This window comes from Sandaracinus amylolyticus (genome assembly GCF_000737325.1).
GTDB classification, from domain to species: Bacteria; Myxococcota_A; Polyangia; order Polyangiales; family Sandaracinaceae; genus Sandaracinus; species Sandaracinus amylolyticus.
On record NZ_CP011125.1, the window covers coordinates 5,125,516 to 5,152,293 of the forward strand.

General features: G+C 72.3%; 27 protein-coding genes. 10 read left to right on the forward strand and 17 right to left on the reverse strand.

Annotated features, from left to right (window positions below; translation table 11 throughout):
* The first annotated feature begins 224 nt into the window (after positions 1 to 224).
* From mraZ to murG, 10 genes are read left to right on the forward strand one after another with little or no spacing between them, the layout of a single operon-like run.
* On the forward strand, positions 225 to 677 hold the full coding sequence (mraZ, locus tag DB32_RS21745) for a division/cell wall cluster transcriptional repressor MraZ (RefSeq protein ID WP_053234572.1): 453 nt from the start codon (positions 225 to 227) through the stop codon (positions 675 to 677).
* Entirely contained in the window at positions 674 to 1,573 is a 900-nt protein-coding gene (gene rsmH / locus DB32_RS21750) for a 16S rRNA (cytosine(1402)-N(4))-methyltransferase RsmH (protein WP_053234573.1), read from the forward strand. The genes mraZ and rsmH overlap by 4 nt, the downstream gene beginning before the upstream one ends.
* Positions 1,570 to 1,884: a cell division protein FtsL gene (locus DB32_RS21755; RefSeq protein ID WP_053234574.1), complete on the forward strand. Its 315-nt coding sequence runs from the start codon at positions 1,570 to 1,572 to the stop codon at positions 1,882 to 1,884. Before rsmH ends, DB32_RS21755 begins: the two co-directional genes overlap by 4 nt.
* The gene (locus DB32_RS21760) at positions 1,881 to 4,070 is read left to right on the forward strand and encodes a penicillin-binding protein (protein ID WP_083457603.1); all 2,190 of its coding nucleotides are present in this window, start codon (positions 1,881 to 1,883) and stop codon (positions 4,068 to 4,070) included. The genes DB32_RS21755 and DB32_RS21760 overlap by 4 nt, the downstream gene beginning before the upstream one ends.
* Positions 4,067 to 5,572, forward strand: coding sequence for a UDP-N-acetylmuramoyl-L-alanyl-D-glutamate--2,6-diaminopimelate ligase (locus DB32_RS21765; protein ID WP_053238896.1), 1,506 nt, complete (start codon positions 4,067 to 4,069; stop codon positions 5,570 to 5,572). The genes DB32_RS21760 and DB32_RS21765 overlap by 4 nt, the downstream gene beginning before the upstream one ends.
* The gene (locus DB32_RS21770; RefSeq protein WP_053234576.1) at positions 5,572 to 7,065 is read left to right on the forward strand and encodes a UDP-N-acetylmuramoyl-tripeptide--D-alanyl-D-alanine ligase; all 1,494 of its coding nucleotides are present in this window, start codon (positions 5,572 to 5,574) and stop codon (positions 7,063 to 7,065) included. The genes DB32_RS21765 and DB32_RS21770 overlap by 1 nt, the downstream gene beginning before the upstream one ends.
* Positions 7,062 to 8,183 carry a phospho-N-acetylmuramoyl-pentapeptide-transferase gene (mraY, locus tag DB32_RS21775; RefSeq protein WP_053234577.1) on the forward strand — a complete coding sequence of 374 codons (1,122 nt, stop codon included), beginning with the start codon at positions 7,062 to 7,064 and terminating at the stop codon, positions 8,181 to 8,183. Before DB32_RS21770 ends, mraY begins: the two co-directional genes overlap by 4 nt.
* Before the next feature lie 2 nt (positions 8,184 to 8,185).
* The gene (murD, locus tag DB32_RS21780) at positions 8,186 to 9,547 is read left to right on the forward strand and encodes a UDP-N-acetylmuramoyl-L-alanine--D-glutamate ligase (RefSeq protein ID WP_083458537.1); all 1,362 of its coding nucleotides are present in this window, start codon (positions 8,186 to 8,188) and stop codon (positions 9,545 to 9,547) included.
* A gap of 7 nt (positions 9,548 to 9,554) precedes the next feature.
* A complete protein-coding gene (gene ftsW / locus DB32_RS21785) occupies positions 9,555 to 10,853 on the forward strand; it encodes a putative lipid II flippase FtsW (protein ID WP_169791510.1) in 1,299 nt (432 codons plus the stop codon).
* Entirely contained in the window at positions 10,850 to 12,139 is a 1,290-nt protein-coding gene (gene murG, locus DB32_RS21790; protein WP_053234578.1) for an undecaprenyldiphospho-muramoylpentapeptide beta-N-acetylglucosaminyltransferase, read from the forward strand. Before ftsW ends, murG begins: the two co-directional genes overlap by 4 nt.
* Before the next feature lie 75 nt (positions 12,140 to 12,214).
* On the opposite strand, the gene DB32_RS21795 is transcribed toward murG, so the two are convergent.
* The 17 genes from DB32_RS21795 to DB32_RS21875 form a co-directional block, all read right to left on the reverse strand.
* Complete coding sequence (locus DB32_RS21795; protein WP_053234579.1) at positions 12,215 to 13,624, reverse strand: methyl-accepting chemotaxis protein; 1,410 nt, start codon at positions 13,622 to 13,624, stop codon at positions 12,215 to 12,217.
* Complete coding sequence (locus DB32_RS21800; RefSeq protein ID WP_053234580.1) at positions 13,624 to 14,937, reverse strand: CheR family methyltransferase; 1,314 nt, start codon at positions 14,935 to 14,937, stop codon at positions 13,624 to 13,626. Before DB32_RS21800 ends, DB32_RS21795 begins: the two co-directional genes overlap by 1 nt.
* Positions 14,934 to 15,965 carry a chemotaxis protein CheB gene (locus DB32_RS21805; protein ID WP_053234581.1) on the reverse strand — a complete coding sequence of 344 codons (1,032 nt, stop codon included), beginning with the start codon at positions 15,963 to 15,965 and terminating at the stop codon, positions 14,934 to 14,936. Before DB32_RS21805 ends, DB32_RS21800 begins: the two co-directional genes overlap by 4 nt.
* Positions 15,962 to 17,986, reverse strand: a complete 2,025-nt coding sequence (locus DB32_RS21810) for a hybrid sensor histidine kinase/response regulator (RefSeq protein ID WP_053234582.1) — start codon at positions 17,984 to 17,986, stop codon at positions 15,962 to 15,964. Before DB32_RS21810 ends, DB32_RS21805 begins: the two co-directional genes overlap by 4 nt.
* Complete coding sequence (locus tag DB32_RS46940) at positions 17,983 to 18,363, reverse strand: hypothetical protein (protein ID WP_053234583.1); 381 nt, start codon at positions 18,361 to 18,363, stop codon at positions 17,983 to 17,985. Before DB32_RS46940 ends, DB32_RS21810 begins: the two co-directional genes overlap by 4 nt.
* Complete coding sequence (locus tag DB32_RS21820) at positions 18,356 to 18,790, reverse strand: chemotaxis protein CheW (protein WP_053234584.1); 435 nt, start codon at positions 18,788 to 18,790, stop codon at positions 18,356 to 18,358. Before DB32_RS21820 ends, DB32_RS46940 begins: the two co-directional genes overlap by 8 nt.
* Before the next feature lie 3 nt (positions 18,791 to 18,793).
* Positions 18,794 to 19,540, reverse strand: coding sequence for a response regulator (locus tag DB32_RS21825; protein ID WP_053234585.1), 747 nt, complete (start codon positions 19,538 to 19,540; stop codon positions 18,794 to 18,796).
* Positions 19,541 to 19,644: 104 nt separating this feature from the next.
* Positions 19,645 to 20,748, reverse strand: a complete 1,104-nt coding sequence (locus DB32_RS21830) for an acyltransferase family protein (protein WP_157069270.1) — start codon at positions 20,746 to 20,748, stop codon at positions 19,645 to 19,647.
* Positions 20,727 to 21,878 carry an exo-beta-N-acetylmuramidase NamZ family protein gene (locus DB32_RS21835; protein WP_053234587.1) on the reverse strand — a complete coding sequence of 384 codons (1,152 nt, stop codon included), beginning with the start codon at positions 21,876 to 21,878 and terminating at the stop codon, positions 20,727 to 20,729. Before DB32_RS21835 ends, DB32_RS21830 begins: the two co-directional genes overlap by 22 nt.
* A complete protein-coding gene (locus DB32_RS21840) occupies positions 21,875 to 22,825 on the reverse strand; it encodes an aspartate carbamoyltransferase catalytic subunit (RefSeq protein ID WP_053234588.1) in 951 nt (316 codons plus the stop codon). Before DB32_RS21840 ends, DB32_RS21835 begins: the two co-directional genes overlap by 4 nt.
* On the reverse strand, positions 22,822 to 23,364 hold the full coding sequence (gene pyrR / locus DB32_RS21845; protein ID WP_075097585.1) for a bifunctional pyr operon transcriptional regulator/uracil phosphoribosyltransferase PyrR: 543 nt from the start codon (positions 23,362 to 23,364) through the stop codon (positions 22,822 to 22,824). Before pyrR ends, DB32_RS21840 begins: the two co-directional genes overlap by 4 nt.
* Positions 23,365 to 23,413: 49 nt before the next feature.
* A complete protein-coding gene (locus DB32_RS21850) occupies positions 23,414 to 23,857 on the reverse strand; it encodes a hypothetical protein (RefSeq protein ID WP_240481234.1) in 444 nt (147 codons plus the stop codon).
* Positions 23,854 to 24,438 carry a cytochrome c maturation protein CcmE gene (locus DB32_RS21855; RefSeq protein ID WP_053234589.1) on the reverse strand — a complete coding sequence of 195 codons (585 nt, stop codon included), beginning with the start codon at positions 24,436 to 24,438 and terminating at the stop codon, positions 23,854 to 23,856. Before DB32_RS21855 ends, DB32_RS21850 begins: the two co-directional genes overlap by 4 nt.
* A 39-nt stretch (positions 24,439 to 24,477) precedes the next feature.
* Entirely contained in the window at positions 24,478 to 24,810 is a 333-nt protein-coding gene (locus DB32_RS21860; protein WP_053234590.1) for a PilZ domain-containing protein, read from the reverse strand.
* A gap of 287 nt (positions 24,811 to 25,097) precedes the next feature.
* Entirely contained in the window at positions 25,098 to 25,424 is a 327-nt protein-coding gene (locus tag DB32_RS21865; protein WP_053234591.1) for an ATP synthase F0 subunit C, read from the reverse strand.
* A gap of 136 nt (positions 25,425 to 25,560) precedes the next feature.
* The gene (atpB, locus tag DB32_RS21870; protein ID WP_053234592.1) at positions 25,561 to 26,367 is read right to left on the reverse strand and encodes a F0F1 ATP synthase subunit A; all 807 of its coding nucleotides are present in this window, start codon (positions 26,365 to 26,367) and stop codon (positions 25,561 to 25,563) included.
* Between the two features lie 7 nt (positions 26,368 to 26,374).
* Positions 26,375 to 26,773 (reverse strand): hypothetical protein, encoded by a 399-nt coding sequence (locus tag DB32_RS21875; RefSeq protein ID WP_053234593.1) that lies wholly within the window; start codon positions 26,771 to 26,773, stop codon positions 26,375 to 26,377.
* Between the last annotated feature and the right edge of the window lie 5 nt (positions 26,774 to 26,778).

Genomic DNA, 26,778 nt, shown 5'->3' on the forward strand with positions numbered 1-26,778 from the left:
GCGCCTCCGACATGAACGGACGATCAGATCGGTGGAGCGGGGTTTCGATCCACTTTCTACCACCTCGCCGACGGGAGCTGCGATCATCGACGAAATGGTGCGATCCGTGTCCGGTGCGAAGTTGACAGCGCCGGGATCGCTCCCGTAGGTTCGGCCTCGGTGGGAAGCAGTGGTAAGCGGTGCCAGCCGGCGGCACCGCGAGACTGCCCCGAGGACGACGCGGCTTGTTCCGAGGGCAATACGCGCATGCGATCGACGAGAAGGGGCGGACCTCCGTCCCCTCGCGCTTCCGCGAGATCCTCGCGGCGCAGGGCGAGTCGCGCCTCGTGATCACCGCCGGCGTCGACCCCTGCCTCGTCGCCTATCCGATGAAGGAGTGGATCGCGTTCGAGGAGCGGCTCTCGCAGCTTCCACGATTCGATCCGAGCGTCGCGATGATCCGCCGTCTCTACGTCTCGGGCGCGGTCGAGGTCGAGCTCGACAAGGTCGGTCGCCTGCTGATCCCGCAGACGCTGCGCGAGCTCGCCGAGCTCGAGCGCGAGGCGCTCTGGGCCGGCATGGGCAAGCACATCGAGCTGTGGTCGAAGGAGCGCTTCGCCGGTCTGCGCGCGCAGGTGCTCGCGGACGAGAGCGCGAAGCAGAAGATGGCCGAGCGCCTCGCGGAGCTGGGGCTGTGAGCGAGCAGGTCTACACGCACGCGCCGGTGCTCCTCGCGGAGGTGCTCGCGCAGCTCGCGCCGAAGAGCGGCGGGCTCTACGTCGACGCGACGCTCGGTCGCGGCGGGCACTCGGAGGCGATCCTCGAGGCGAGCGCGCCCGACGGCCGCCTGATCGGCATCGATCGGGATCCGCGCGCGCTCGAGGAGACCGCGCCGCGCCTCGCGCGGTTCGGCGATCGCGTGAAGCTCGTGCACGCGGCGTTCGCGGAGCTGCAGAACGTGCTCGGCGACGAGCGCGTCGACGGGCTGCTCGCGGATCTCGGCGTGAGCTCGCCGCAGCTCGACGACGCGACGCGCGGCTTCTCGTTCCGCGCCGAGGGCCCGCTCGACATGCGCATGGATCCGACGCGCGGGCTCAGCGCGCGCGAGCTGATCGCGGAGACCGACGAGCAGGAGCTCGCGAACCTGATCTTCCGGCTCGGCGAGGAGCGTCGCAGCCGTCCGATCGCGCGCGCCATCAAGCGGCTCGAGGCGAGCGGCGAGATGAACACGACGGGCGATCTGCGCCGCGCGACCGTGTCGGTGCTCGGGCCGCGTCGGACCGGTGGGATCGATCCCGCGACGCGCACGTTCCAGGCGCTGCGCCTCGCGGTGAACGGCGAGCTCGAGCAGCTCGACGCGCTGCTCGCGGCGGTGCCCGACGTGCTGGTCGACGGTGGCGTCGCCGCGATCATCAGCTTCCACTCGCTCGAGGATCGCGCGGTCAAGCGCGCGTTCCGCGGCGACGAGCGCCTCGAGCCGACGACGAAGAAGCCGATCGTCGCGACCGACGAGGAGAACGATCGCAACCCGCGCGCGCGCAGCGCGAAGCTGCGCGCAGCGAGGAGGCTGTCGCGCGGGGAGGAGGCGCGATGAACGCGATGAAGACGCGCTTCCTCGTGCTCTGGGCGGCGGCGGTGCTCGCGACCGCGGCGGCGTTCGTCGCGCACCTCTCGCTGCGGCTCGAGACCGTGCGCCTCGGCTACGACGTCGGTCAGGCGCGCCGCGAGCAGCGGCGCCTCATCGAGCAGCGGCGTCTGCTCTCGATCGAGGCGGCGACACTGCGCGAGCCCGAGCGCGTCGAGGCCGTGGCGCGCGGCACGCTCGCGATGGACGTGCCCGATCCCTCGCGCGTGGTCTCGATCGGACAGCGCAGCGGGCGCCGGCCCTCGGGGAGGATGCGATGAGGAACCTCGATCCGTCGCGCCGCCGTTGGGTGAAGGTGCGCATCGCGCTGCTCGCGCTCCTCTTGATGGTCGGCGCGAGCGCGGTGCTGCATCGCGCGTACGACCTGCAGATCTCGCAGGGAGCGGAGCTGCGCCGCGAGGCCGACGAGCAGCAGCTGCGCGACGTGCGGCTCGCGCCCAAGCGCGGGACCATCTACGACCGCCACGGCGCCGAGCTCGCGGTGAGCGTCGACGTCGAGAGCGTGTACGCGAACCCGCGCCAGATGCGGCGCGAGCACGTCGACGTCGAGAGCGCGGCGATCCGGCTCTCGGCGGCGCTCGGCGTCGACCGCGAGCGCGTGCTCTCGCGCCTGTCGAGCGATCGCTACTTCGCGTGGATCGAGCGCCAGGTCACGCCGCAAGAAGCAGCCTCGGTGCGCGCGATGGCGATCCCGGGCATCGAGCTCACGCGCGAGTCGCGCCGGTTCTATCCGAACCACGATCTCGCGGCGCACCTGCTGGGCTTCGCGAACGTCGACGGCGTCGGCATCGAGGGCCTCGAGCTCTCGATGGAGGAGCGCCTCCACGGCTCGACCGAGAGCGTGCCCGCCACGGTCGATCGCCGCGGTCGCGTCGTGTTCAGCGAGACGCTGCTCGACGATCGCGCGGCGCAGGGCGACGACCTCTACCTCACGATCGACAAGACCATCCAGCACGTCGCGGAGCGCGAGCTCGCGCTCGCCGTGCGCACGTTCGAGGCGCAGTCGGGCAGCGTCGTCGTGATGGATCCGGCGAACGGCGAGATCCTCGCGCTCGCGAACTTTCCGACGTTCGACCCCAACGACGCCGGCGCGTCGCCCGCGTCGCACCGGCGCAACCGCGCGATCACCGATCGCTTCGAGCCGGGCTCGACGATCAAGACGTTCACCGTCGCGGCGGCCCTCGCGGCAGGTGTGGTGCGGCCGAGCCAGGAGTTCGACTGCAGCGGCGACGAGCGCCACCGCCTCGTGATCGACAGCGAGGGCAACTCGATCGGCGATCACGGGCGCGACTACGGCGTGCTCACGCCCGCCGAGATCCTCGCGCACTCGAGCAACATCGGCGCGACGCTGATCGGCATGTCGCTCGGCCGCAGCGGGCTCTACCGCGGCCTGCGTCGCTTCGGGTTCGGCGAGCCGACCGGCCTGCCGCTCCCCGGCGAAACGGGCGGGATCCTGCGGCACCACCAGCGCTGGTACGACATGGATCTCGCCACGATCTCGTTCGGGCAGGGCATGTCGATCACCACCATCCAGCTCGCCACCGCGATGAGCGCGGTCGCGAACGGCGGGCGCCTGATGGAGCCCACGCTGATCCGCCGCGTCGTCGACGCGCGCAGCGAGGTCGTCGAGGAGGCGAGCCCGCGCGTGCGCCGTCAGGTCGTGCCGCGCGCCACCGCGCGTCTCGTGAGCGACATGCTCACCGGCGTCACCGGCGAAGAGGGCACGGGCCTCGAGGCCGCGATCGACGGCTACCTCGTCGCGGGCAAGACCGGCACCGCGCAGAAGGCGGACTACCGCCGCGGCGGCTACGAAGCGGGGCTCTACACCGCGTCGTTCGTGGGCTTCGCGCCCGCCGACGCGCCGCGCGTGGTGATCGCCGTCGTGATCGACGAGCCGATGATCGATCACTACGGCGGCGTGGTCGCGGGCCCGGTGTTCCGGCGCGTCGGAGACGCGACGCTGCGTCACCTCGGCGTGCCTGCGTCGGGCGGCGGCGAGGTGCTCGCGGACATCGAGCGCGAAGGTCGCCGCCGTGTGCGCGAGGAGCGCCAGCGTGCGCGTGAAGAGCGCCAGCGTGCGCGCGAGGAGCAGCCGACCGAGGAGCTCGCGGCGGCGCCCGAGGTCGAGGTCCGCGCCCCCGCCGAGGGCGAGGTGCTGGTGCCCGATCTGCGCGGCGCCGGCGCGCGGCGCGCGCTCGTGATGCTCGCCGAGGCGGGGCTCGAGGCGCAGATCGAGGGCACGGGCGTCGTCGCAGCGCAGGCGCCGGCCGCGGGCGGGATCGTGGCGCGCGGCGCGCGCGTCCGGGTCGTGCTCGAGGCCCCGGTGTGGCACGAGCCGGCGATGATCGAGGAAGAGACCGAGACCGCCGAGGCGGCGACCGACGCAGCCGCAGCGACGGGCGCGATCGTGATCAGCGCGCCGGCACGCCCGAGGGCTCGTCGATGACGACGCTCGGCGAGCTGCAGCGCGCGCTGGGCGCGGAGCTCCGTGGCGATGCGAGCATCGTCGCGCGCGGCGTGCGCCACGACTCGCGCGCGGTCGAGGCCGGTGACGTGTTCGTCGCGATCGCCGGGCAGAAGGCGCGCGGCAGCGAGTTCGCGGCGGCCGCGCTCGCCCGCGGCGCGGTCGCGGTGATCACCGAGCAGCTCGTCGACGTCGACGCGCCGCAGCTGCGCGTGTCCGATGCGCGCCGTGCGCTCGCGATCGCGTCGCACCTCGTGTACGGCGATCCGACCGCGTCGCTCGCGTGCATCGGCGTCACCGGCACGAACGGCAAGACCACGACGACGTGGCTGATCGACGAGGCGCTCACCGCGCTCGCGCAGCGCCCTGCCCTGCTCGGCACGGTCGAGACGCGCGGCCCGGGCTTCCGCGAGCAGAGCGCGTTCACCACGCCCGAGGCCGACGCGATCGCGCGCTTCGCGCGCCGCATGGTCGACGCGAGCGCGACGCACCTCGTGATGGAGGTCTCGAGCCACGCGCTCGCGCTGCACCGCGCCGACGGGATCCGCTTCGAGGTCGCGGCGTTCACGAACCTCACCCAGGATCACCTCGACTTCCACGGCTCGATGGACGCGTACTTCGAGGCGAAGGCGCGGCTCTTCACCGAGCTCGCGCCGCGCCACGCGGTCGTGCGCACCGACGATCCGATGGGCGTCGAGCTCGCGCGCCGCATCCCGTCGCGCACGCAGGTGCACACGCTCTCGCGTCATCGCGACGCGTCGATCCGCGCGACGAACGTCGCCGTCGATCGCGACGGAGCGCGCTGCGACGTGAGCACGCCGTGGGGCGCGCTGCGCATCGAGAGCGCGCTGCTCGGCGCGCACAACCTCGACAACCTGCTGGTCGCGGCGGGCTGTCTGCTCGCGGCCGGCTTCGCGCCGTCCGATGTGTCGCGCGCGCTCGGCGCCGCGAAGGGCGCCCCGGGACGCCTCGAGCGCGTCGAGGATCCGCGCGACGTCGCGGTGCTCGTCGATTACGCGCACTCGCCCGACGCGCTCGCGAACGTGCTCGACGCGCTCCGCCCGCTCACGCCGGGACGCCTCGTCTGCGTGTTCGGCTGCGGTGGCGATCGCGATCGCGGCAAGCGCCCGAAGATGGGCGAGGCCGCGGCGACGCGCGCCGATCTCGTCGTGATCACCAGCGACAACCCGCGCACCGAAGATCCGCGCGCGATCGTCGACATGATCGTGCCCGGTGTCGTCGCGCTGCCCGCGATCACGCCCGACGCGCTCGCGTCGTCGGCGCGCGGTCACGTGGTCGAGGTCGATCGCCGCCGTGCGATCGATCTCGCGCTCGCCGCGGCGCGCCCGGGAGACACCGTGCTCATCGCGGGCAAGGGCCACGAGGACTACCAGATCGTCGGCACCACCAAGATCGACTTCGACGATCGCGTCGAGGCGCGTCGCGCCATCGCGCGCGCGCTCGAGGCGGGAGGCGCGCGCTGATGGCCACGCCGATTCCCGCGAACTCCGCGCGATTCTCGATCGACGAGCTCGCCGTCGCGACGCGCGGCACCGTCGCCGCGAGCACCGATCGCCCGCTCGTCGGCGTCGTCACCGACTCTCGCGCCGTCACGCCCGGATGCATCTTCGTCGCGCTGCGCGGCGCGAAGCACGACGCGCACGACTTCGTGCCCGCCGTCATCGCCGCGGGCGCGGGCGCGCTCGTCGTCTCGCAGCCGGTGAGCGCGCCCCCCGGCGTCGCGGTGGTGATCGTCCCCGACACGCTCCGCGCGCTCGGTGATCTCGCGCATGCGCATCGCCGTCGCTTCCCCGTCGCGCTCGTGGCCGTCACCGGATCGGTCGGCAAGACGACGACCAAGGAGCTCACCGCCGCGGGCCTCGAGGCGCTCGGCCTGCGCGTGCTGCGCAGCGCGGGCAACCTCAACAACCGCATCGGCGTGCCCATGACCCTGCTGACGCTCGGCGCCGATGACGACGTCGCGGTGATCGAGATGGGCATGAACGTGCCCGGCGAGATCGCGCGGCTCACCGAGATCGCGATGCCGAGCGTCGGCGTCGTCACCGCGGTCGCCGAGGTGCACACCGAGGGCGTGGGCGGCATCGAGGGCGTCGCGCGCGAGAAGGGCGCGCTCCTGCTCGGGCTCGGCGCCGACGCGGCGGCCGTGTTCACCGCGGACGACGGGATCCTCGCGCCCTACGCCGAGCGCAGCCCCGCGCGCACGAAGCTCTCGTTCGGGCTCGCAGAGGGATCGGACGTGCGCGTCGCGGACGTCCAGATCGCGCTCGACGGAACGCGCTGCATCTACGTCGTGCAGGGCCTCAACGAGTTCGTGAACGCGAAGCTCGCGCTGATCGGCGAAGGTCCCGCGCGCTGCGGCGCGGCCGCGCTCGCCGCGATCGTCGCGCTCCGCGGCGCCGACGCGGTGCCCGCGGCGCTCGAGGGCATCCAGCGCGTCGCGCCCGGCGAAGGCCGCGCGCGTCCGATCCACGGCGTGGGCGGCACCGTCATCCTCGACGACGCCTACAACGCGAGCCCGCGCTCGACCGAGCTCGCGCTGCGCACCTGCTACGAGCTCGCGCGCGCTCGCGGCGGGCGCGCGATCGCGGTGCTCGGCGACATGCTCGAGCTCGGCGTCGAGAGCGAGCGCCTGCACGAGAGCGTCGGTGAAGCGGCGGTCGCGAGCGGCATCGCGCTGCTCGTCTGCTGCGGCCCCGAGATGCGCGCGGCCGCGCGCGGCGCGCTCACCGCGGGCATGGCGAGCGGCGTGAGCGGCATCCGCATCGAGCGCCTCGACGATCCCACCGAGGCGATCTCGCTGGTGCGCGCGTTCGTCGAGCCGAACGACGTCATCCTCGTGAAGGGATCGCGCTCGATGCGCATGGAGCGCGTGGTCGAAGGGCTGCGCGAAGTGGACGCGTTCGGAAGCACCGCGCCCGGCATCATCGCCCCCGGCAGTGAAGAGGCGCCGCGATGATCTACTACCTCCTCTACCCGTACAGCGATCGCATCGGGTTCCTGAACGTCCTGCGGTACGTCCCGTTCCGCGTCCTCGCGGCGACGATGACCGCGATGCTGCTCACGTTCGGGCTCTACCCGTGGTTCATCCGTCGCCTGCAGTCGCGACAGATCGGGCAGGTCGTCCGCAAGGAAGGCCCGCAGAGCCACCTCAGCAAGGCGGGCACGCCGACGATGGGCGGCGCGCTCATCCTGCTCGCGCTGGTCGCGTCGACGGTGCTCTGGGCCGATCCGACGAACACGCCGGTGTGGCTCACGCTCGCGGTCACCGCGGCGTACGGCGTCGTCGGCTACATCGACGACGCGCGCAAGGTCCGGAAGAACAACACCGGCGGCCTCAGCGCGCGCGGCAAGCTCGTGCTGCAGTTCTCGGTCGCGATCGCGGTGTGCGCCTACCTCTGGTACGGCGAGGCCGGGCTCGGCGAGGACTGGCTCGCGATCCGCAACCGCCTCGCGGTCCCGTTCATCGCGTTCGATCGCGTGCAGATCGCCCTGCCCCCGTGGGCGTACGTGATGTTCGGCGCGTTCGTGATCGTCGCGACCTCGAACTGCGTGAACCTCACCGACGGCCTCGACGGGCTCGCGATCGGCCCGGTGATGATCAACGCCGGCACCTACGCGATCCTCGCGTACCTCGCGGGCGTCACGTTCTTCGGCGAGGACCTCGCGGACTACCTGCAGATCCCGTCGCTCGAGAGCGCGAGCGATCTCAGCGTCTACTGCGGCGCGATGATCGGCGCGGGGTTCGGCTTCCTCTGGTTCAACACGTACCCCGCGCAGGTCTTCATGGGCGACGTGGGCTCGCTCGCGCTCGGCGGCGGCCTCGGCACGCTCGCGGTGCTCACGAAGAACGAGCTGCTCTCGGTGCTGCTCGGCGGGATCTTCGTGATCGAAGGCGTGAGCGTCATCGGTCAGGTCGCGAGCTTCAAGCTGTTCAAGAAGCGCATCTTCCTGATGGCCCCGATCCACCACCACTTCGAGAAGAAGGGGTGGCCCGAGCCGAAGGTCATCGTCCGGTTCTGGATCATCAGCATCATGCTGGCGCTCGCGAGCCTCGCGACGCTGAAGCTGAGGTGAGCGTGCTGGATCTCGCAGGCAAGCGTCTCGTGGTCGTCGGCGGCGGCAAGAGCGGTCTCGCGGCGGCGCGTCTCGCCGCGAAAGCCGGCGCGCGCGTCACGATCAACGACAAGAAGAGCGAGGCCGAGGCCTCGGCGCTCGTCGCCGACGCGCGCGCGATCGACGTCGACGTCGTGCTCGGCGGACACCCCGAGTCGCTCTTCGCGGCGGCCGACGTGATCGTGCTCTCGCCCGGCGTGCCCTCGCTGGCGGTGGTCGACGCCGCGGAGAAGCGCGGCGCGAAGGTGATCCCCGAGGTCGAGCTCGCCGCGCACTTCCTCCGTGGAACGCTGATCGGCATCACCGGCAGCAACGGCAAGAGCACGGTGACCACGCTCGTCGGCGAGATGTGCGCGGCGAGCGGCCGTCCTTCGTTCACCGGTGGCAACCTCGGCGACGCGCTCGCGCTCGCGGTCGGCACCGAGGCCGCGGAGAGCAAGAAGGGGCTCGTGGTCGCGGAGCTCTCGAGCTTCCAGCTCGAGCGCATCGAGACGATGCGCTGCCACATCGCGGCGTGCCTCAACGTCACCGAGGATCACCTCGATCGCCACGGCACGTTCGCGGCGTACGCCGCCGCGAAGGGACGCATCTTCCTCACGCAGACCACGGACGACCACGCGATCGTCCCCGCGGGCGACGAGCTCTGCATCGCGCTCGCGCGGGCCGGCGCGGCGAAGCTGCACACGTTCGGCGGCGCCGACGGCGAGGTGCGCGTCGAGGACGGCGTGCTCGTCGACACCGTCAGCGGGCTACGCTTCCCGGTCGCGAAGCTGCGCATCCGCGGCCTTCACAACCAGGCGAACGCGTGCGCCGCCGCGCTCGCCGCGCGCCTCGCAGGCGTGCCGCGCGAGGCGATCGAGGACGTGCTCGCGCGCTTCGCGGGCCTGCCCCACCGCATGGTCCACGTGCGCGATCTCGACGGCGTCGTGTACTACGACGACAGCAAGGCGACGAACGTCGGCGCGACGGTCGCCGCGCTCGACGGCCTCGCGGATCTCGAGGGCCGCGTCGTGTTGATCGCGGGCGGCGTCGACAAGGGCGGCTCCTACGCGCCGGTGCGCGAGCGCATGGAGCGCATCGGCCGCGCGCTGGTCCTCATCGGCGAGGCCGCGCCGCTGATCTCGAGCGCGTTCGAGGGCTCGCCGATCGAGCGCATCGCCGCGACGACGATCGACGACGCGGTCGCCAAGGCGCGCGCGGTCGCGCGTGCGGGTGATGCGGTGCTGCTCGCGCCCGCATGCGCGAGCTTCGACATGTTCCGCTCGTACGCGCATCGCGGTGACGAGTTCGCGCGCGCCGTGCGCGCCCTGCCGGAGGCGATCTGACATGGGCATGATCCGCAGCTGGATCGCGGCGCGATTCCGCAAGAGCGAGATGCCGCTTCGCGTGGCCGACGTGCCGCGCGCGTCGGTTCCAGCCCCCGCGCCCTCGCTGCTCGGCGGGTGGCCCAAGGCGATCGGCCCGAGCGATCCGGTACTGCTCGGCATCGTGCTCGCGCTGATCGCATTCGGCGTCGTGATGACGTTCAGCGCGAGCGCGGTGTTCGCCTCGCAGCGCTTCCACGACGGCCACTTCTTCCTGGTGCGTCAGGCGATCTTCGCGGGGATCGCGCTGCCCGTGATGATCGTCGTCTCGCGCATCGACTATCACCTGCTCCGCCCGCTCACCTATCCGATCCTCGGCGTCACGATCGCGCTGCTCGTCTACGTCGCGCTCGGCTTCGGTCACAGCGCCGGCGGCGCGGCGCGCTGGATCGCGATCGGCCCGTTCCACGTGCAGCCCGCGGAGGTCGCGAAGGTCGCGATGATCCTCTGGCTCGCCTACTCGCTCTCGAAAAAGCAGGAGGCGATCCGCACGTTCAAGGTCGGCATCCTCCCGCACCTGCTCGTGATGGGCTTCCTCGCGCTGCTCTGCCTGCGCCAGCCCGACTTCGGCAGCGCGGTGATGATCTGCGTGATCACGTTCGTGCTGCTCTTCGCCGCGGGCGCGAAGGTCGGGCCGATCCTCTCGATGGTGCTCGCGGGCGCCGGGCTCGCGGTGCTGCTCGTCATCAGCTCGCCGTACCGCATGCGGCGCGTCGAGGCGTTCCTCGATCCCTTCGGCCATCGTCAGGACGCGGGCTACCAGGTCGCGGAGTCGATCATCGCGTTCGGCTCGGGCGGCGCGACCGGCGTGGGCATCGGCGACTCGCGGCAGAAGCTCTTCTTCCTGCCCGAGGCGCACACCGACTTCGTCAGCGCGATCATCGGCGAGGAGCTCGGCTTCGTCGGCATCGCGCTGCTCGTCCTCGCGTTCGTGCTCATCGTGGTGCGCGGCGTGCGCGTCGCGTTCCGCGCGGCCGACGACTACGGCTCGTTCCTCGCCATCGGCGTGACGATGTTCGTGGGCCTCCAGGCGTTCACGAACCTCGCGGTCGCGATGGGCATGGTGCCGACGAAGGGCCTCGTGCTGCCCTTCGTGAGCTACGGCGGATCGGCGCTGCTCGTGAACGCGGCGGCGATGGGGCTCCTGCTCAACGTGTCGCGGCCCCGCGAGGGCGACGAGACCGCGACCAGCGAGTCCACCCAGACCGGCAACGCGCGGGCGAGCGCGCCGAGCGGCTTCAGGACGATCGAAGGAGGCGCAGCATGATCGAGCGCGTCGTCATCGCGGGGGGCGGTACGGGAGGGCACCTCTTCCCGGGGATCGCGGTGGTCGAGGAGCTGCGTCGTCGCAACCACGACCTCGACGTCGCGTACGTCGGGACCGAGCGCGGCATCGAGGCGCGCGTGATCCCGGCGATGCGCGAGCGCTTCGAGACGCTCGACGTGCGCCCGCTGAAGGGCACGGATCCGTCGGGCTTCATGAAGTCCTTGCTGAAGCTCCCGGGCGCGTGGGGGCACGCGATCTCGATCCTGCGCGACGTCGAGCCCGAGGTCGTGATCGGCGTCGGCGGGTACTCGTCGGGCCCGATGCTCGTCGCGGCGGCGAGCCTCGGCATCCCGTGCGCGCTGATGGAGCAGAACGCGCACGTCGGCCTCACGAACCGCATGCTCGCGCCGGTCGTCGGCCGCGCGTACCTCACGTACGACGTGACCGTGTCGCACTTCGGCGAGAAGGCGCGCGTGGTGGGCAACCCGGTGCGCCGCGCGTTCGTCGACGCGGCGCGCCTCGCGCTGAGCGATCCCGAGGCGTTCGAGCTGCGCGCGCGCCGCATCCTCGTGCTCGGCGGATCGCAGGGCGCGAAGGCGCTCAACGAGACGGTGCCCGAGGCGCTCGCCGCGGCAGGCGTGACCGAGCGCGGGATCGAGGTCGTGCACCAGACGGGCGCGGCGATGCAGGCCGAGGTCGCAGCGCGCTACGAGGCGCTCGGCGTGAAGGCCGAGGTCGTGTCGTTCATCGACGACATGGCGCGCGCGTACGCGAGCTCGACGCTCGTCATCGCGCGCGCGGGCGCGACGACGCTCGCGGAGATCTGCGCGATCGGGCGCCCGTCGATCCTGGTGCCCTACCCGCACGCGGCCGACGATCACCAGGCGCGCAACGCCGAGGCGCTCGAGCGCGCCGGCGCCGCGATCGCGATTCGTCAAGAGAGCTTGACCATCGACCACCTCGCGAGCGACGTGCGCGCGCTGCTCGACGATCCCACGCGCCGCCGCGCGATGGCCGCCGCCGCGCGCGAGGAAGGCCGCCCCGATGCAGCCGCCGCCATCGTCGACGACCTCATCTCGTGGCTCGGCCGCCCGACGATGACCCCGGCGCGCGTCCCGACGATCCCGCCGCCGCGCCACGATCCCGAGCCGGGCATGGCGTTCGCGCGCGTGGACTTCCGCGCGTCGCGCGGCGCGATCGAGGCGCGTCGCGCCACCACGCCTCCGACCGCGCGCTTCGAGCCCGCGGTGTTCCCGATGCCGCGCGGCGCAGCGCTCGCGAGCTGAGCGGGGCACACGCTCGGCGGCTGCGCCGAGCGTCGTTCGCTCCCGCGCCGAGCTCCTTACGACGCCCGCTCCGTACTAGAGCTGGAACTGCGACGTGTAGTGGTGCAGTCGCTCCGCGATCTGCGAGAGCTCGCGCACCGCTTGCAGCGTCTGGTTCGTGCCCGCCGCGCTCTGGTGCGTCGCGTCGGCGATCTCGTCCATCGCGCGCGTCACCTGCTCCGTGCTCGACTCCTGCTCCTCGGTGATCACGCCGATGCGCCGCGCGGCGTCGGTCGTGTCGCGCGCGAGCTTCGTCGCGTCCTCCGTCGCCAGCGCGGTCGCCTGCGTCGCCTTGCGGATGTCGCCGGTGAGCTCCTTCACGATCTTCACCGACTCCATCACGCTCTCCGCGAGCCGCTGCATCTGGTTCGCGACGAGCGAGAAGCCGCGCCCCGCCTCGCCCGCCTTGGCGCCCTCGAGCGCCGCGTTGAGCGCGAGCAGCTCCGACTTGTTCGCGACGTCGCGGATCAGCTCGAGCAGCTCGGTGATGCGCTGCGCGTGCTCGGTCAGCGTCCGGATGCGATCGCTGATGAGCTCGGCGTTCTGCAGCGTCGCGCTCGCGTTGTCGGTCACGCCGCGCGCCGCCCCCGCGATCGAGCGCGAGCCCTGGAGCAGCGTCCCCACCGTGCGCCGCGTCTCCTCGATCGCGCCGCCCTGCTCGATCGCGCTGCGCTCCTGCTGCTGCGCCATCGCGGCGATCTCGTTGCTCGCGTGCGTGAGCTGCGCCGCGTCCTTCTGGATCTGCTCGACCAGCCCGCGCAGCCCGCCGAGCATCGACGCGATCACGCGCGAGACGTCGCTGTCGCCCTGGATCTCGCCCGCGAGGTCGCCCTTCGCGATGCGCCGCGCGCGCTCCATCACGATGTCGATGTCGTGAAGCCGCTGGCGCAGCGACTCCTGGTGCTCCTTCGCCTGACCCACGAACGACGAGATCGAGAGCGCCGCGACGCCGAGCACCAGCGCCGAGCCCACCGCCGCGGGCACGAGGTCCGCCGGCGCGCCGCCGTCGACGACGCCGACCTTCAGGTGCGCGAGCATCCCCGCGCCCGCGTTGAACGCGACCAGCGCGATCACGCCGCTGCGCGGGAGCAGGAACGGCGAGAGCGCGACGTTGATCAGCAGCGCCTGCAGCGCGCCCGAGCCGAGCGTGCCGGTGCCGTCGAACGCGACCGCGAGCAGCGCGCCACACGACGTGCCGAAGAGCAGCACGGCCGCCGCCGAGCGGCGGTACGGCGTGAACGTGAGCCCGAACGCGCTGCTCGTCGCGATGACGATGATCCCGAGGCACGCGACGGAGACGAGCGAGGGCTGGAAGTACGAGATCGCGCTGAGCGCCGCGACCATCACCGTCGCGAGCCCCGCGCTCGCGGTGCGCAGGAAGCGGACCTCGAACGCGCGCGTGCGCGCGTCGAGCTCCGACACGATCGACCGTTCGCCGCCTTCCATCACCCGACCTCCTCCTTCGAATCCACTCGCTGCGCGCAGATCGCGCGCACCATCTCGGCGGGGCACGCCAGCGCCTCGATGTCGTCCACGCACGAGCGCCACCGGATCTCCGGGCGCCGCGCGAGCGATCGCCACGTCGCGTCGAGCGCAGCGCGCGCGCGCTCGTGCTCCCCCGCGCGATCCCACGCGCCCGCGAGCAGATAACGCGCGGGCCACAGATCGGCGTCGAGGAAGAGCGCGCGACGCAGCGCGCGCGTCGCGTCGTCCCACGCGCCACGCTTGCGATGGAGCGCGCCCCACAGGAAGCACAGCTCCGCCGAGAGCGGGTCGATCCGCTCCGCCGCGCGATACGCGTCCTCCGCGCCCGCGAGATCGTGCGTCGCGAGCCGCACGTTCCCGAGCGCGAGCCACGCCTCGACACGATCGGGCGCGCGCGCGACGAGACGCTCGAGCGCGCCCGCTGCCGCGGCGTACGCGCCGCGCGCGATGCGCTCGCGAGCCTCCGCCCAGAGCTCGTCGGCGCTCGGCTCGCGCGGCGGCGGCGTCGAGCGCGCGCGCGGCGCGGCGCGCTGCGGGATCACGATCGGCGCGCTCGGCCGCGCGTCACCGGGCCCGAAGAGCACGACGCCGTGCGACGCGATCGAGCTCGCGAGCTGATCCGCGATGCGCGACGACGAATCGTCGGTGCAGTGGAGCAGCACGTTGCGGCACACGATCGCGTCCCAACCGCCGCCTCCTGGCGCGATCAGCGGCGGGTCGAGCAGGTTGTGCACGCGGAGCGTCACGCGCGCGCGCAGCTCGACCGCGACGCGTGCGCGATCGCCGCGCATCTCGAACCACCGCGCGATCGTCGCCGGGGGCACGCGCCGTAGCGCATGCGCGCCGTACTCCGCGCGTCGCGCGATCTCGATGCGCGCCGCATCCACGTCGGTCGCCGTCACCCGCACGTCGACGCCGCGCTCCGCGCACGCGATCGCCACGCCGTACGCCTCCTCGCCGGTCGAGCACCCCGCGACCCACACGCGCGCCGGCCCGCCGACGGCGCTCGCGCGCAGCCGCTCGGCGAGCGCGACGATCGCGTCGTGATCGCGGAAGAACCACGTCCATCCGTTCGTGAACGCGGCAGCGAGGTGCGCGAGCTCGGGCTCGGGCGCGCGCGACACGTGCTCGACGTACGCGGCCGCGCTCGGCAGGCCGAGCGTGCGACGGCGCGCCTCGATGAGCGTCGCGAGCTCCGCGTCGTTCGATCGCAGCGAAGGCCGCAGACCGAGCCGCCGCGCGATCACCGGCGCGAGCCGCTCCGCGAAGCTCACGACGCGACCTCGCGCGCCGCGACCAGCGCGTCGAGCCGGGGGCCGATGCGCTCGATCGCCAGCGTCTCCGCGCCCGCGTCGCGCGCCGCACGCGGCATCCCGAACACGGTGCTCGTCGCCTCGTCCTGCGCGATGGCCACGCCGCCGGCGCGCCGCAGCGACACCAGGCCGCTCGCTCCATCGCGCCCCATGCCGCTGAGCACCACGCCTGCGGCGCGCGCGCCGGTCGACGCGAGCGACGAGAACAAGCGCGTCGCGGAGGGACGATGCCCTTCGATCGCCGCGTCGCGATCGAAGCGCACCCGCGCGCCGCGCTCGACGGCGACGTGCACGTCGTCGGGCGCGATGCGCACGTCGCCGGCGCGCAGCACCTCGCCCTCGCGCGCGAGCCGCACCCGCAGCGCGCACGCGTCGTCGAGCCACCGCGCCAGCCCCTCGGCCAACCCCGGCGCGAGGTGCTGCACGATCACGATCGGCGCGGCGAACGTCTTCGGCAGCGACGCGAGCACCGTCGCGATCGCGACCGGTCCTCCGGTCGACGCGGCGATGCCGACGATCTCCACGCGCGCGCCCGACGTCGCGACCTCGTGACGCAGCCGCGGCGGCGGCGCGCTCGGCGACGTCATCATCGGCACCTGCGCGAGCGCCACGATCCGACGCCGCAGGTCGTCGTGCTCCCCCGCGCTCCAGCCCTGCCGCGGATGCGGCCGCCGCACCACGTCGGCCGCGCCGCGCCGCATCGCCTCGAACGCGAGCCCACGCGCGTCGTCGCGGGTCACGACGAGGATGCGCGCCGCCTGCGCCGCGCGGATGCGCGCGATCGCCGCGAGCCCGTCGAGCCGCGGCATGTGCACGTCCATCGTGATCACGGTCGGACGCAGCGCCGCCGCCAGCTCGATCGCGCGCAACCCGTCGTGCGCGATCCCCACCACGCGCATCCGCGGATCCGCGTCGATCACCGTGCGCAACGCCTCCGCACAGAGCGGTGAGTCGTCGGCGACGAGCACCCGGATCGCGCGTGCCGTCACGAGCGCTCGCCCTCTCGCCGCGGCGTCGCCAGGTGCGCGCCGACCACTCGTCGGACCTCGTCGAGCTCGATCCGGTTCTTCACGAGGTACGCGTCCGCGCCGAGCTCGGATGCGCGCTGCAGGTCCGCGGGCGCCCATCGCGTCGAGAGCACGATCACGGGCAGCGACGACCAAGCGGGCTCGGCGCGCACGCGCCGCAGCAGCTCGAACCCGTCGACGACGGGCATGTCGAGATCGGTGAGCACGAGGTCGGGCTTCGACGACGCGATGAGCTCCAGCGCCGATCGTCCGTCGACCGCCTCGATCACCTCGAGCTGCATCTCGCGGAGGATGGACACCACGACATCGCGCGTGAGCTCGGAGTCGTCCGCGACCAGCACGCGCTTGCTCCGCGCTCGCGCGCGCTCGCTGTCCGCGGCGCCCGCGATCGCGCGCCCCGCGTCCGCGCGACGGAACAGCTCGCCCACGTCGAGCGCCACCGCGAGCTCGCCGTTCGCGAGCAAGGCCACGCTGCGCACCAGCGTCGCCCCCTCGAGGAACGGATCGAGCCGGTGCTGCAGCACCGGCAGCGTGCCCACGACGCGATCGACCGCGACCGCGACGCGCCGCCCGCCGTGCGCGATCACGAGCGCGCTCGATCGCTCCCGCGGATCGCGCCGCGCGCGCCCGAGGAGCGTCGCGAGATCGAAGAGCGGAACCGGCGCGCCGTCGACGCGCAGCGCGAGCCCGCGACCCACCGTCTCCACGCTCGACGCGACCATCTCCTCGAGCCGCTCGACGTCCTGCGGAGCGAGCGCGTAGCGCGCGTCGTCCGCCATCGCGCAGAGCATCGGCGCGAGCAGCGCCGACATCGGCACCTCGATCGAGAACGTCGCGCCCGCGCCCGCGATCGTGCGCAGACCGAGCCGCCCGCCCACCGACTCGACGCGCCGCTTCACCACGTCGAGGCCCACACCGCGCCCCGACACGTCGCTGACCGTGCGTCGCGTGCTGAGCCCGCGACGGCACAGCCGCTCGAGGATCTCCTCGTCGTCGAGCGTCGTCACGTCCTCGGCTGCGCCGATGCCACGCTCGCGGAGCGCGGCCTGGAGCGCGAGCACGTCGACGCCGCGCCCGTCGTCGCGCACCTCGATGCGCACCAGCGAGCCCTCGGTGCTCGCGTCGAGCTCGAGCGTGCCCTCGCGGTTCTTGCCGTGATCGCGCCGCACGTCGGGCGGCTCGAGCCCGTGATCGACCGCGTTGCGCACGAGGTGCAGCATCGGCTCCGCGATCACGTCGAGCACCTGTCGATCGACCTGCACGTCGGCGCCGCGCACCTCGACGCGCAGCTCCTTGCCGAGCTCCCTCGCGAGCTGCTGCGCCGCGCGCGGGAAGCGCTCGAACAACGTTCCGAGCGGGACCATCCGCACCTCGCGCACGTGCGAGACGAGCTGATCGATGCGCACGTGCTGATCGAACGCGAGCTGCCTCATCGCGACGACGAGCCGACGCAGATCGGCCGCGGCGCGCGCCCGCGCAGTCGCGTCGTCGCCGCGCGTCCGGATCGCATCGGCGATGTCCGAGAGCCCTTCGATCGCGCGCTGGAGATCGCTCTCGCCGATCCGCAGCTCGCCGACGGTGCGCGCGATGCGCGAGACCGCGCCGACGTCGACGCGCAGCACCGCACCGCCCGCGCTCCGCGCGAGACGCTCGGCCCAGTCGTCGCCGCCTTCGCCTCGCGGGGCGTCGTCGTCGACCGCGACCTCGATCGCGTCGAGGCGCGCGAGCAACGACGCGACCTGCTCGCCCGAGAGCGCGCCCTCGCCTGCGGCCGCGAGCGCTTCTTCCACCTCGTGCAGCGCGTTCGCGACGTCGCCCTCGCCGACGATGCGCGCCTCGCCCTTCATCGTGTGGACCTCGCGGCGCAGCTCCGCGCCACGCTCCGCGACGTCGTCTCCCCGACCGAGCGCCGCGAGGTGCGCGCGGATCACGACGAGCCTCTCGCGCGCGAGCACGCGGAAGCGCGCCTGGAACGAGCTCACGTGCTCCCTCCCGCGACGCGATCGACGTCGAGCTCGAACCCGAAGCCGTCGTCGAACGCGACCAGCGCGGCGATGCCGAGCCGCTCGTGCAGCGATCCCAACCAGCTCGGCAATGGCCGGAACGCCTCGACGCGCAGCGATCGCACGAGCACGCGCTCTGCCGCCACGAGCCACGCGCCTCCGTCGACCTGCAGCGCGCGCCGGCCGAGCTCGGCGACGCTCTGCGCGTCGAGCGCGACGCCCATCCGCGCCGCGAGATCGTGCGTCACGCCCTCCGCGCGCGATGCGTCCTCGATCGCGCTCACGCGCCGCGCGTCGACGACGAGCCGCACCGCCGCGAGCGGCACCACCACGACCGACGTCGCGAGCTCACGCACGCGCCGCCTCCAGCATCCGCTCGACGTCGAGCACCACCGCGATCGCGTCGCCGAGATCGAGCTGCGCCTGCGCGTGCTCGCGCAGCTCGGGCGGCTGCACGCTCGCTGGCGGCGCGAGGCTCTCCTCGTCGATCGCGCGGACGCCCACGACGACGTCGCAGATCAGCCCGACCCGATAGCCCGCGGCGCGCACCACGAGCACGCGCGGCTCACGATCCTCCGACCGCACCGCGTCACCGAGCCCGAGGAAGATCCGCAGATCGAGCAGCGGGACCGCATCACCGCGCACCGCGACGATCCCCGCGACGTGCGCGGGCACGCCCGGCACGATCGTCGGCGCGTCGCACGGCACGATCTCGTCGACGTGCTCCGCGGCGATCGCGAGCTGCGCGGTCGCCACCCGGAAGCGCACCACCTGCTGCCCCACGCGTCAGCCCTCGACGCCGTCGAGCGCGAGCGCCTCGACCAGTCGCTCCACACGATCCGCGCGCGTCCACCACACCACGTCGGGCGGCCACACGCGCTCCTCGCGCCCTCCTTCGTCGACGACGACGATGCGCCCGCGCAGCCGCGCGTCGACCTCGAGCGCCTTGCGCCACAACGTCGCCGCGCTGAGATCGCGCAGCGCGCTCCCGAGCACGACGCTGCGCAGCGCATCACGCGCGTAGAGCACGCGCAGCGCCTCGGTCCCCGAGTCCGTCGCCTGCACCGTCGCGCGCGTGCCGATCGCGTCACGCACCAGCGCCTGCGTCGCGCTGCTCGCCGCGACGAGCACACCGGCCGCGCGCCCGCGCGCCTTGCGCGCACCGTGCGCGAGCCAGCGCGACACCTCCGCGAGCAGCTCGCGCGGGTTGCCCGTCTTGCGCACGAAGCCGTCGGCCCCGCACTCCTTCACGAGCGTGACGAGCTCGTCCGCCGGACGATCCGAGTGCAACACGATCACGCTGTCGTGTGTCGTGCGGCTACCGCGGAGTGACTGCGATATCTCGGTGCCCGTCACGAGCGGCATCGAGACGTCCATCAGCACCAACGCGGGTCGCTCTCGTAAGATCGCGGCGCTCGCTCCGACCGCGACCGATCGCGCGACGACCTCGTACCCTGCGCCGCGCAGCACCGATCCCACGACCTCGATGATCAGCGGGCTGTCATCGACGATCATGATCTTCACCTTGCTCATCGACGTGCGATCACGGCACGAACGACGGGTCGATCACAAGGAACTCGTGATACCCCCGGCCCGGCTCACGCGTCGGTGCGACATGCGCAACATCGGACGACGATTCACGAATTCGCCCACCGTCGATCCTTGATTCGCTTGAGACCTGCGGCGCCCCAGCTGGCGATCACCAAGAGCGTCGCGGCGAGCGCGCACGCACCGATCGAGAGCCCTTCGCGCAGCCGCGAGACCTCGGCGAAGCGCCCGTAGCAGAGCGGCACGTGGAACGCGTACGCCCACAGCGACCCCTGCCCCATCACCACCACGGCCCAGCGCACACGCTCGGGCAAGCGCGGCGCGATCAGCGCACCGACCGCGAGCACCAGGATGCCGCGCGCGACGAGCTGCACCGCGTTCGCGATCACCGCGACGTGCGCGCGATCGAGCGGTCCCCCGAGCGCGTCGACGAGCGCGTGCTGCGCCCACGTCCCCGCGACGATCACGACGCTCGCGGTCACGCCCATCGCGATCACGAAGGATGTCGGCGCCCCCGCGGCGCTCCTCACGTCGCGGTTGCGCACGATCATCGCGCGCGCGACGAGGAACCCGATCGCGGCCCACGACGCGAGCGGGATCCACGGCATCCGCGTGATCCCCGGCACGTCGGCGAAGAGCCCGAGCACCCAGCCGATCGGCCCCTCGACGGTGCGCGACCACCGCGTCACCCACGGACAGATCACGATCGGCACGATCGCGATCCCGATCGCGACGCGCGTCACCACCTCCGCGCGCACCCGCTCACCGCGGATCGCGAGCGCGAGCGACGCGAGCGAGAGCCCGATGACGTGGAGCACGTCCGCGCGCAGCCACGTGACGATCCCTTCGGAGCCGTCGACGATCGCGGAGAACGCATTGAGCGCGTAGCCCACCACGACGATCTGCAGCGCGCGCGACAGCACCGCGCGACGCACGTCCGCGGCGCGCTCGCCCTTCACGGCCGCGGCCTCGACCCGCAGCGCGAGCGACGCGCCCGCGAGCACGAGGAACGCCGGGAGCGCGAGGGTCTGCAGGAAGACGCGCTCGATCGCGTACCACGTCGTCTCGCGCGCCTCGGGCGAGGTCCATGCGTCGAAAGCGTGCCCCTGCACCATCAACATCGACGCGATCCCGCGAGCGACGTCGATGCCCTGCACGCGCGCGGGCTTCGTCACCTCGGGTACAGCAGCCACGCGCGGCGCTCCTCGCCGAAGCGCGCCACCGCATCGCGCTCCGCGTCGAGGATCGCGTCGACATCGGCGCCCGCGTCGATCGCCTCGCGCACCTCGGGCCCACCGCACAGCAGATCGATCGCCGGCACGTGATCGACGAACTCGTAGCGCTCGGTGCGCCACGCGAAGTCCCCGCGATGGGCGCGCGCGATCGCGGCGAGCATCCGCACGTACGCCGCGTACGGCGCGAAGCGCGCCTCGTCGGTCACGTGCACCTGCACGCCGCCGCACACCATCTTCGCGTGCTTGTGGAACGTCGGCGAGAACGTCAGCGGGCGCAGGACCGCGCCCTCGATCACCACGTCGCGCGCGAGCGCGCGCCCGTCCACGAACGGCGCGCCGAAGATCTCGAACGGCCGCGTCGTCCCGCGCCCTTCGCTGAGGTTCGTGCCCTCGATCAGACAGCCACCGGGATACACGCGCGCGGTGTCGAGCGTCGGCATGTTCGGCGACGGCAGCACCCACGGCAGCTCCCACCCGCGCGTCGCGTCCCAGCCGTCCATCGTCACGACCTCGAGCGCGTCGATGCCGCGCAGCGACGCGACCATCGTGACGATCTCACCGATCGTCATCGCGTGCCGCACCGGCACGTCGTGGAGGCCCACGAACGAGCGATATCCCGCGCGCTGCGGCGCGCCCTCCATCACGACGCCGCCGAGCGGGTTGGGACGATCGAGGATCACCGTCGTGATCCCGAGCGCGCTCGCGGCCTCGAGACACAGCGCCGCGGTCCACACGAACGTGTAGTAGCGACTCCCGACGTCCTGCAGATCGATGACGAGCGCGTCGATGCCCGCGAGCTGCGCCGGCGTCGGCGAGAGCGACGCGAAGCTGTCCCCGTAGAGCGTGTGGATCGGCGCACCGTCCGGCGCGCGCGCATCACCCACGCCGATCATGTCCTGCGCCTCGCCGCCGAAGCCGTGCTCCGGCCCGAAGTACGCGACGATCTCCGCGCCTGCGCGCGTCAGCACGCTCGACGCATGCTCGAACGTCGACGTCACGCTCGCCGGATGCGCGACGAGCCCGACGCGCCGCCCGCGCAGCGACGTCACCTCTCCGCGCGCGACGCGCTCCAGCCCGGTGCGCGTCACCCCTGCGTGCCCGGGCCGGCGCCCGCTTCACCCGCGAGCAGATAGAGCACCGCCATGCGCACCGCGACGCCGGCCTCGACCTGATCGAGGATCGCGCTGCGCGCGTGATCCGCGACCTCCGGCGAGATCTCGACGCCGCGGTTCATCGGCCCGGGGTGCATGACGATCGCGTCCGGCTTCGCGTAGCCCAGCGTGCGCGGCGAGATGCCGAACGTGCGGCTGTACTCGCGCATGCTCGGGAGGAGCGCGCCCTCGAGCCGCTCGCGCTGGATGCGGAGCACCATCACGACGTCGGCGCCTTCGAGCGCGGGCTCGAGCCGATCGAATACTTTGACCCCCAACGATTCGACCTCGCTGGGCATCAGCGTGCGCGGCCCGACCACGCGCACCTCGCTCCCGAAGAGCCGCAGGAGGAGCGCGTTGCTGCGCGCGACGCGCGAGTGCGCGACGTCCCCGCAGATCGTCACGACCAGCTTCGACAGCGTGCCCTTCGCGCGGCGGATCGTGAACGCGTCGAGCAGCGCCTGCGTGGGGTGCTCGTGCGCGCCGTCGCCCGCGTTGACGATGCTGCACCCGACGCGCTCGCTGACGTAGTGCGGCGCGCCCGACGCGGAGTGCCGGATCACGACGACGTCGGGGTGCATCGCCTGCAGCGTCTGCACCGTGTCGAGCAGCGTCTCGCCCTTCGTCACGCTCGACGTCGACGTCGAGATGTTCACGACGTCCGCGCTGAGTCGCTTGCCCGCGAGCTCGAAGCTCGTGCGCGTCCGCGTGCTCGCCTCGAAGAACAGGTTGATGACGCTCTTGCCGCGCAGCGTCGGAACCTTGCGCACCGGGCGCCGCGACACCTCGTAGAACACCTCGGCCGCATCGAGGATCTGCGCGACGTCGCTCGCCTCGAGCCCTTCGATCCCCAGCAGATGCGTGTGCCTGAACGGCCTCGTCACGTCGTCGCGCTCCTCACGCAGATCGCACGCTCGAACCCGACGTCGTCGAGCTTCACCTCGAGGCGCGCGCCATCGGGCACCTGGACCACGCGGCCCACGAAGTCGGGCGCGATCGGCAGCTCGCGCCCGCCGCGATCGAGCAGCACCGCGAGCCACACCCGGCGCGGCCTTCCGTAGTCGAGCAGGCAGTCGATCGCCGCGCGGATCGTGCGGCCCGTCTGCATCACGTCGTCGATCAGCACGACCTCGCGTGCGTTCACGTCGAAGTCGATCCGGCTCGGACCGATCTTCGGGTCGGGCAGCGCGGTCGCGGCGTCGTCGCGATAGAGCGCGATCTCGACGCTGCCCACCGGCACCACGCGCTTCTCGGCCTCTTCGATCGCACGCGCGACGCGCTCCGCGATCGGCACGCCGCCTCGTCGCACGCCGACCAGCGCGAGCCGCTCGGTTCCCCCGGCGCGCTCGACGATCTCGTGCGCGAGCCGACGCACCGTCCGCGCGATCGACTCCGCGTCCATGACGGTCTCGCCCGGCTGCATCGGCGGCGTGTTCTACGCGCGGGGATCCCGCGTCGTCAATGCGCGGGCGTCAGCTGCGCGAGGTCTTGCCGCACATGCGCCAGCCGCCGCCGGGCTGGCGCTCGCGGTGCTCGGGGCGCAGCTCGCTGCGCGCGTCCTCGGCGAGCAGCTCACACGGATCGAACCAGTGCAGCGTGCGCGCGACCCCGAGGATCGCCGGCATCGTGCCCCGGAACTCGTCGTTCTCGGGGCACCGCCACCGCCACACGCCTTCGATCTCCGGCGCCTCGGCGGTGCACAGCACTTCCTTCACACCGCCGTTGCAGTTCGTCGAGACCACGAGGAACGCGCCGGGCAGCGCCCGCGCGTCGTGGACGCGCAGCACCACGTCGTGGTGGAACTCGCCCTGCGTGTGGTGCTGCACGAGATCGTACCCGCCGCACAGACGACGCACCGCCTCGAGCAGGTCGCCCAGCGTCATCCGCGACGCGAGCGTCTCGAGCAGATCGCTCACGACGGGGGTCGCGGCATCCCGACCGCCGACGTCTCCGGCGGCGCCGCGTGCGGCATCGCCTCACCGGCCTGCTGCCGCTGGTCCATCTCGTAGCGCGACGGGCACTTCGGGATCACCTGGCTCGCGAGGAACGAGCCGTCCTCGCGCAGGCGCCCTTCGACCGTCACCGAGATCCCCATGCCGTCGCGGAACGTGTCGGGCACCACGCACTGCGGGAACTCGACGGGCATCCGGCGCTCGCCGCTCTCGAGCACGAAGCGCCACTCGCACGGCTCCTCGCGGAACTGCACCGAGCCGTTCGTCAGGGCGCCCTCGACGCGCAGCGTGCGACCCAGGTGCTCGCTCGGCTCGGCGACGACCTCTTCGATCGTCTCCGAGTACACGAACGTGTCCTCGCCGCTCAGCAGCCACCCGACCGCGCCCGCGCCGACCGCGAACACCGTGGCGAGCGCCACGACGCGCACCCACGCGGGCGTCGGCTTCTCGCCGGGTGCGTCGCCGCGCGGAGACACCGCCACGGGCGCATCGGCGCCGGCCTTCGCACGCTCGAGCAGGTCCTCGGTCTCGTCGCGGGCGTCCATGCGAGTCCGAGTATGTGGCGGTGCTCGCGCCTCGGCCAGCTACTCCGCCGTCTTCGGCGTGCCGTCGAGGTCGTGGAGGAGCCCGCTCCAGACGTCGCGTCCCTCGCAGAACTGCACGAAACGCAGGCCCATCGCGCCGCGCCCGCGCCCCGCCTGCGCCCACACGACCTCGGCGTCGATCACCACGCGGCCGCGTCCCGGCTCCTCGAGCGAGATGCGCAGCTTCGTCCCCGGCGGTGGGGGGATCGACGTCCGCAGCTGCACGCCGCCCTCGCTCGCGTTCACCGTCTGCAGCGCGACGGTGTAGCGCTCCCCCTCGCACCAAAGGCGGCGACGGAGGTCGTAGCGACGCTGGCGACGTTGTTCGGGCATGCAGGGGCGGCTCGCGCTCGGCGCCCCCCCGAGCTCCGAAACGCTCGCGAATATATCGAGATGCGCGTCGCGACGTCAAACTTTGCAGGAGTGTTCGTCCCGCCGGTCCCGGACGGGAGAGACGGCGCGAAGCGCGCGGACGGAAGGCCCGGTGGACGAGCCGAAACATCGCGCGCGCATGCACAGTGCGGACGACGGAAGCACGACGAGCCGACGCTCCGAAGAGCGCCGGCCCGTCGTTCGAGCTTCGATGAGCGAGCTCGGGCGCCGTCACCGGCGCTCGAGGATCACCCGCCGAGCGGCCCGATGAAGCCGCCCGCGATGAGGAGGGCGTAGATCACGAGCGACTCGATGAGGGCGAGGCCGAGGATCATCGGGACGAACAGCTTGCCCGACGCGTTCGGGTTGCGCGCGATGCCCTCGAGCGCCGCCGCCGCCGCGCGGCCCTGACCGAGCGCGCCGCCGAGCGCCGCGATCGAGATCGCGAAGCCCGCCGCGATCGCCTTCCACATCTGGACGTCGTACTGGTTGGTCCCCGCGTCCTGCGCGAACGCCGTCGAGGTGATCGCGAGGATGGACAGGAACGTGGTGAGACCGAGCAGATTCTTCTTCATGACGAACGTGCCTCCTGCGAACCCCGGCGGGCACCGTGCCTCGATGACGAGGCTGCACAGCCGCGGCTAGCCGACCGGAAAACGGGTTGCCTTGCTTCTCTCCGAACGAGCCGCTCGGGAGAGCGGCCGAGCTCTTTCAGTGGTGGCCTTCGTCGTGCTGGATCGCGAGGCCGATGTAGACCGTCGAGAGGATGCAGAACACCAGCGTCTGCACGATGCAGACGAGCGTTCCGAGCACCATGACGGGCACGGGAACGAGGAACGCGAACACGGTGAGGAACGCGCCGACGACCAGGTGGTCGGCGACCATGTTCGCCATGAGACGAATCGAGAGCGAGATGGGGCGCGCGATGTGGCTGATGACCTCGATGCAGAACATCAGGAGCATCAGCGGCAGCGCGTACCACGCGACGATCGGCCCGAAGAGGTGCTTCACGTGGTTGAAGCCGTTCTCCTTGATGCCGTAGACGTGCGTCGCGAGGAAGATGACGAGCGCCATCGCGAGCGTCGTGTTCAGGTTGTCGGTCGGCGGCGTGAAGCCGGGGACGAGACCGAGCAGGTTCGAGAAGAGGATGAAGAACGCGCAGGTGCCGATCAGCGGCAGGAAGTAGCGCGCCGGCTTCGGCCCCATGATGTCCGACATCATCGAGTAGGCCGCGCCCACGAAGAGCTCGACGAAGGTGCGCGGCGTGAGCCGGTCCTCCGGCACGATGGCCGCCTTCGTGTCCTTCACCTTCGTGTTCGCGACGAACGCGATCACCGCGATGAGCAGGAGGATGAAGAGCGCGCCGAACACGTGACCGACGTGACCGGTCTCGTTCGCGAGGATCGAGTCACTCTCGCCCGTCATCAGGTTGTTGATGACCATGACGAGGTTGACGACGTTGTCCCAGAGCGTCGTCCCTCGGAACGCCAGCGTGAACCACGACTCGCCGTGCGGCATCGCTCGCTCAGTCCCTCTCGCCGGCGCCGAGGACGCCTTCGTCCTGCGCGTTCAGCGAGCCGTTGAAGTGGAGATGCAGCGCCCCACCGAACAAGCCGGTGACGAGCGCACTGACGCCGAGGATCAACCCCGTGGCGTCGAAGATGCGGAGCAGGATCGCCGCGCCCGCGAGGACGAAGCCGATCTTCGCGACGAGCACCGAGGTGAGGCCGAAGCCGCGATCACCACGACGCACGATCGCCATCACGACCCAGCGGATCACCAGCCAGTTGAGCATCGCGAGCGACGCGCCCGCGATCGCACCGAGACCACGCTCGAGCCCACCGCCCACGAACGCGATCACCACGAGAGGAAGCGTGCTCGCTCCCACCCAGCGCGTGATCGTGTCGACGATGCGGTGTTCCAAGGATG

What these genes read in the sequence shown, in the direction of transcription:
- mraY (WP_053234577.1), top strand. Translation starts at nt 7,062, where the DNA reads ATGATCTACTACCTCCTCTACCCGTACAGCGATCGCATCGGGTTCCTG.
- DB32_RS21860 (WP_053234590.1), bottom strand. Translation starts at nt 24,810, where the DNA reads ATGCCCGAACAACGTCGCCAGCGTCGCTACGACCTCCGTCGCCGCCTT.
- DB32_RS21770 (WP_053234576.1), top strand. Translation starts at nt 5,572, where the DNA reads ATGGCCACGCCGATTCCCGCGAACTCCGCGCGATTCTCGATCGACGAG.
- ftsW (WP_169791510.1), top strand. Translation starts at nt 9,555, where the DNA reads ATGATCCGCAGCTGGATCGCGGCGCGATTCCGCAAGAGCGAGATGCCG.
- DB32_RS21760 (WP_083457603.1), top strand. Translation starts at nt 1,881, where the DNA reads ATGAGGAACCTCGATCCGTCGCGCCGCCGTTGGGTGAAGGTGCGCATC.
- atpB (WP_053234592.1), bottom strand. Translation starts at nt 26,367, where the DNA reads ATGCCGCACGGCGAGTCGTGGTTCACGCTGGCGTTCCGAGGGACGACG.
- DB32_RS21765 (WP_053238896.1), top strand. Translation starts at nt 4,067, where the DNA reads ATGACGACGCTCGGCGAGCTGCAGCGCGCGCTGGGCGCGGAGCTCCGT.
- murG (WP_053234578.1), top strand. Translation starts at nt 10,850, where the DNA reads ATGATCGAGCGCGTCGTCATCGCGGGGGGCGGTACGGGAGGGCACCTC.
- DB32_RS21755 (WP_053234574.1), top strand. Translation starts at nt 1,570, where the DNA reads ATGAACGCGATGAAGACGCGCTTCCTCGTGCTCTGGGCGGCGGCGGTG.
- DB32_RS21825 (WP_053234585.1), bottom strand. Translation starts at nt 19,540, where the DNA reads ATGAGCAAGGTGAAGATCATGATCGTCGATGACAGCCCGCTGATCATC.
- DB32_RS21795 (WP_053234579.1), bottom strand. Translation starts at nt 13,624, where the DNA reads ATGGAAGGCGGCGAACGGTCGATCGTGTCGGAGCTCGACGCGCGCACG.
- pyrR (WP_075097585.1), bottom strand. Translation starts at nt 23,364, where the DNA reads ATGCAGCCGGGCGAGACCGTCATGGACGCGGAGTCGATCGCGCGGACG.
- DB32_RS21865 (WP_053234591.1), bottom strand. Translation starts at nt 25,424, where the DNA reads ATGAAGAAGAATCTGCTCGGTCTCACCACGTTCCTGTCCATCCTCGCG.
- DB32_RS21855 (WP_053234589.1), bottom strand. Translation starts at nt 24,438, where the DNA reads ATGGACGCCCGCGACGAGACCGAGGACCTGCTCGAGCGTGCGAAGGCC.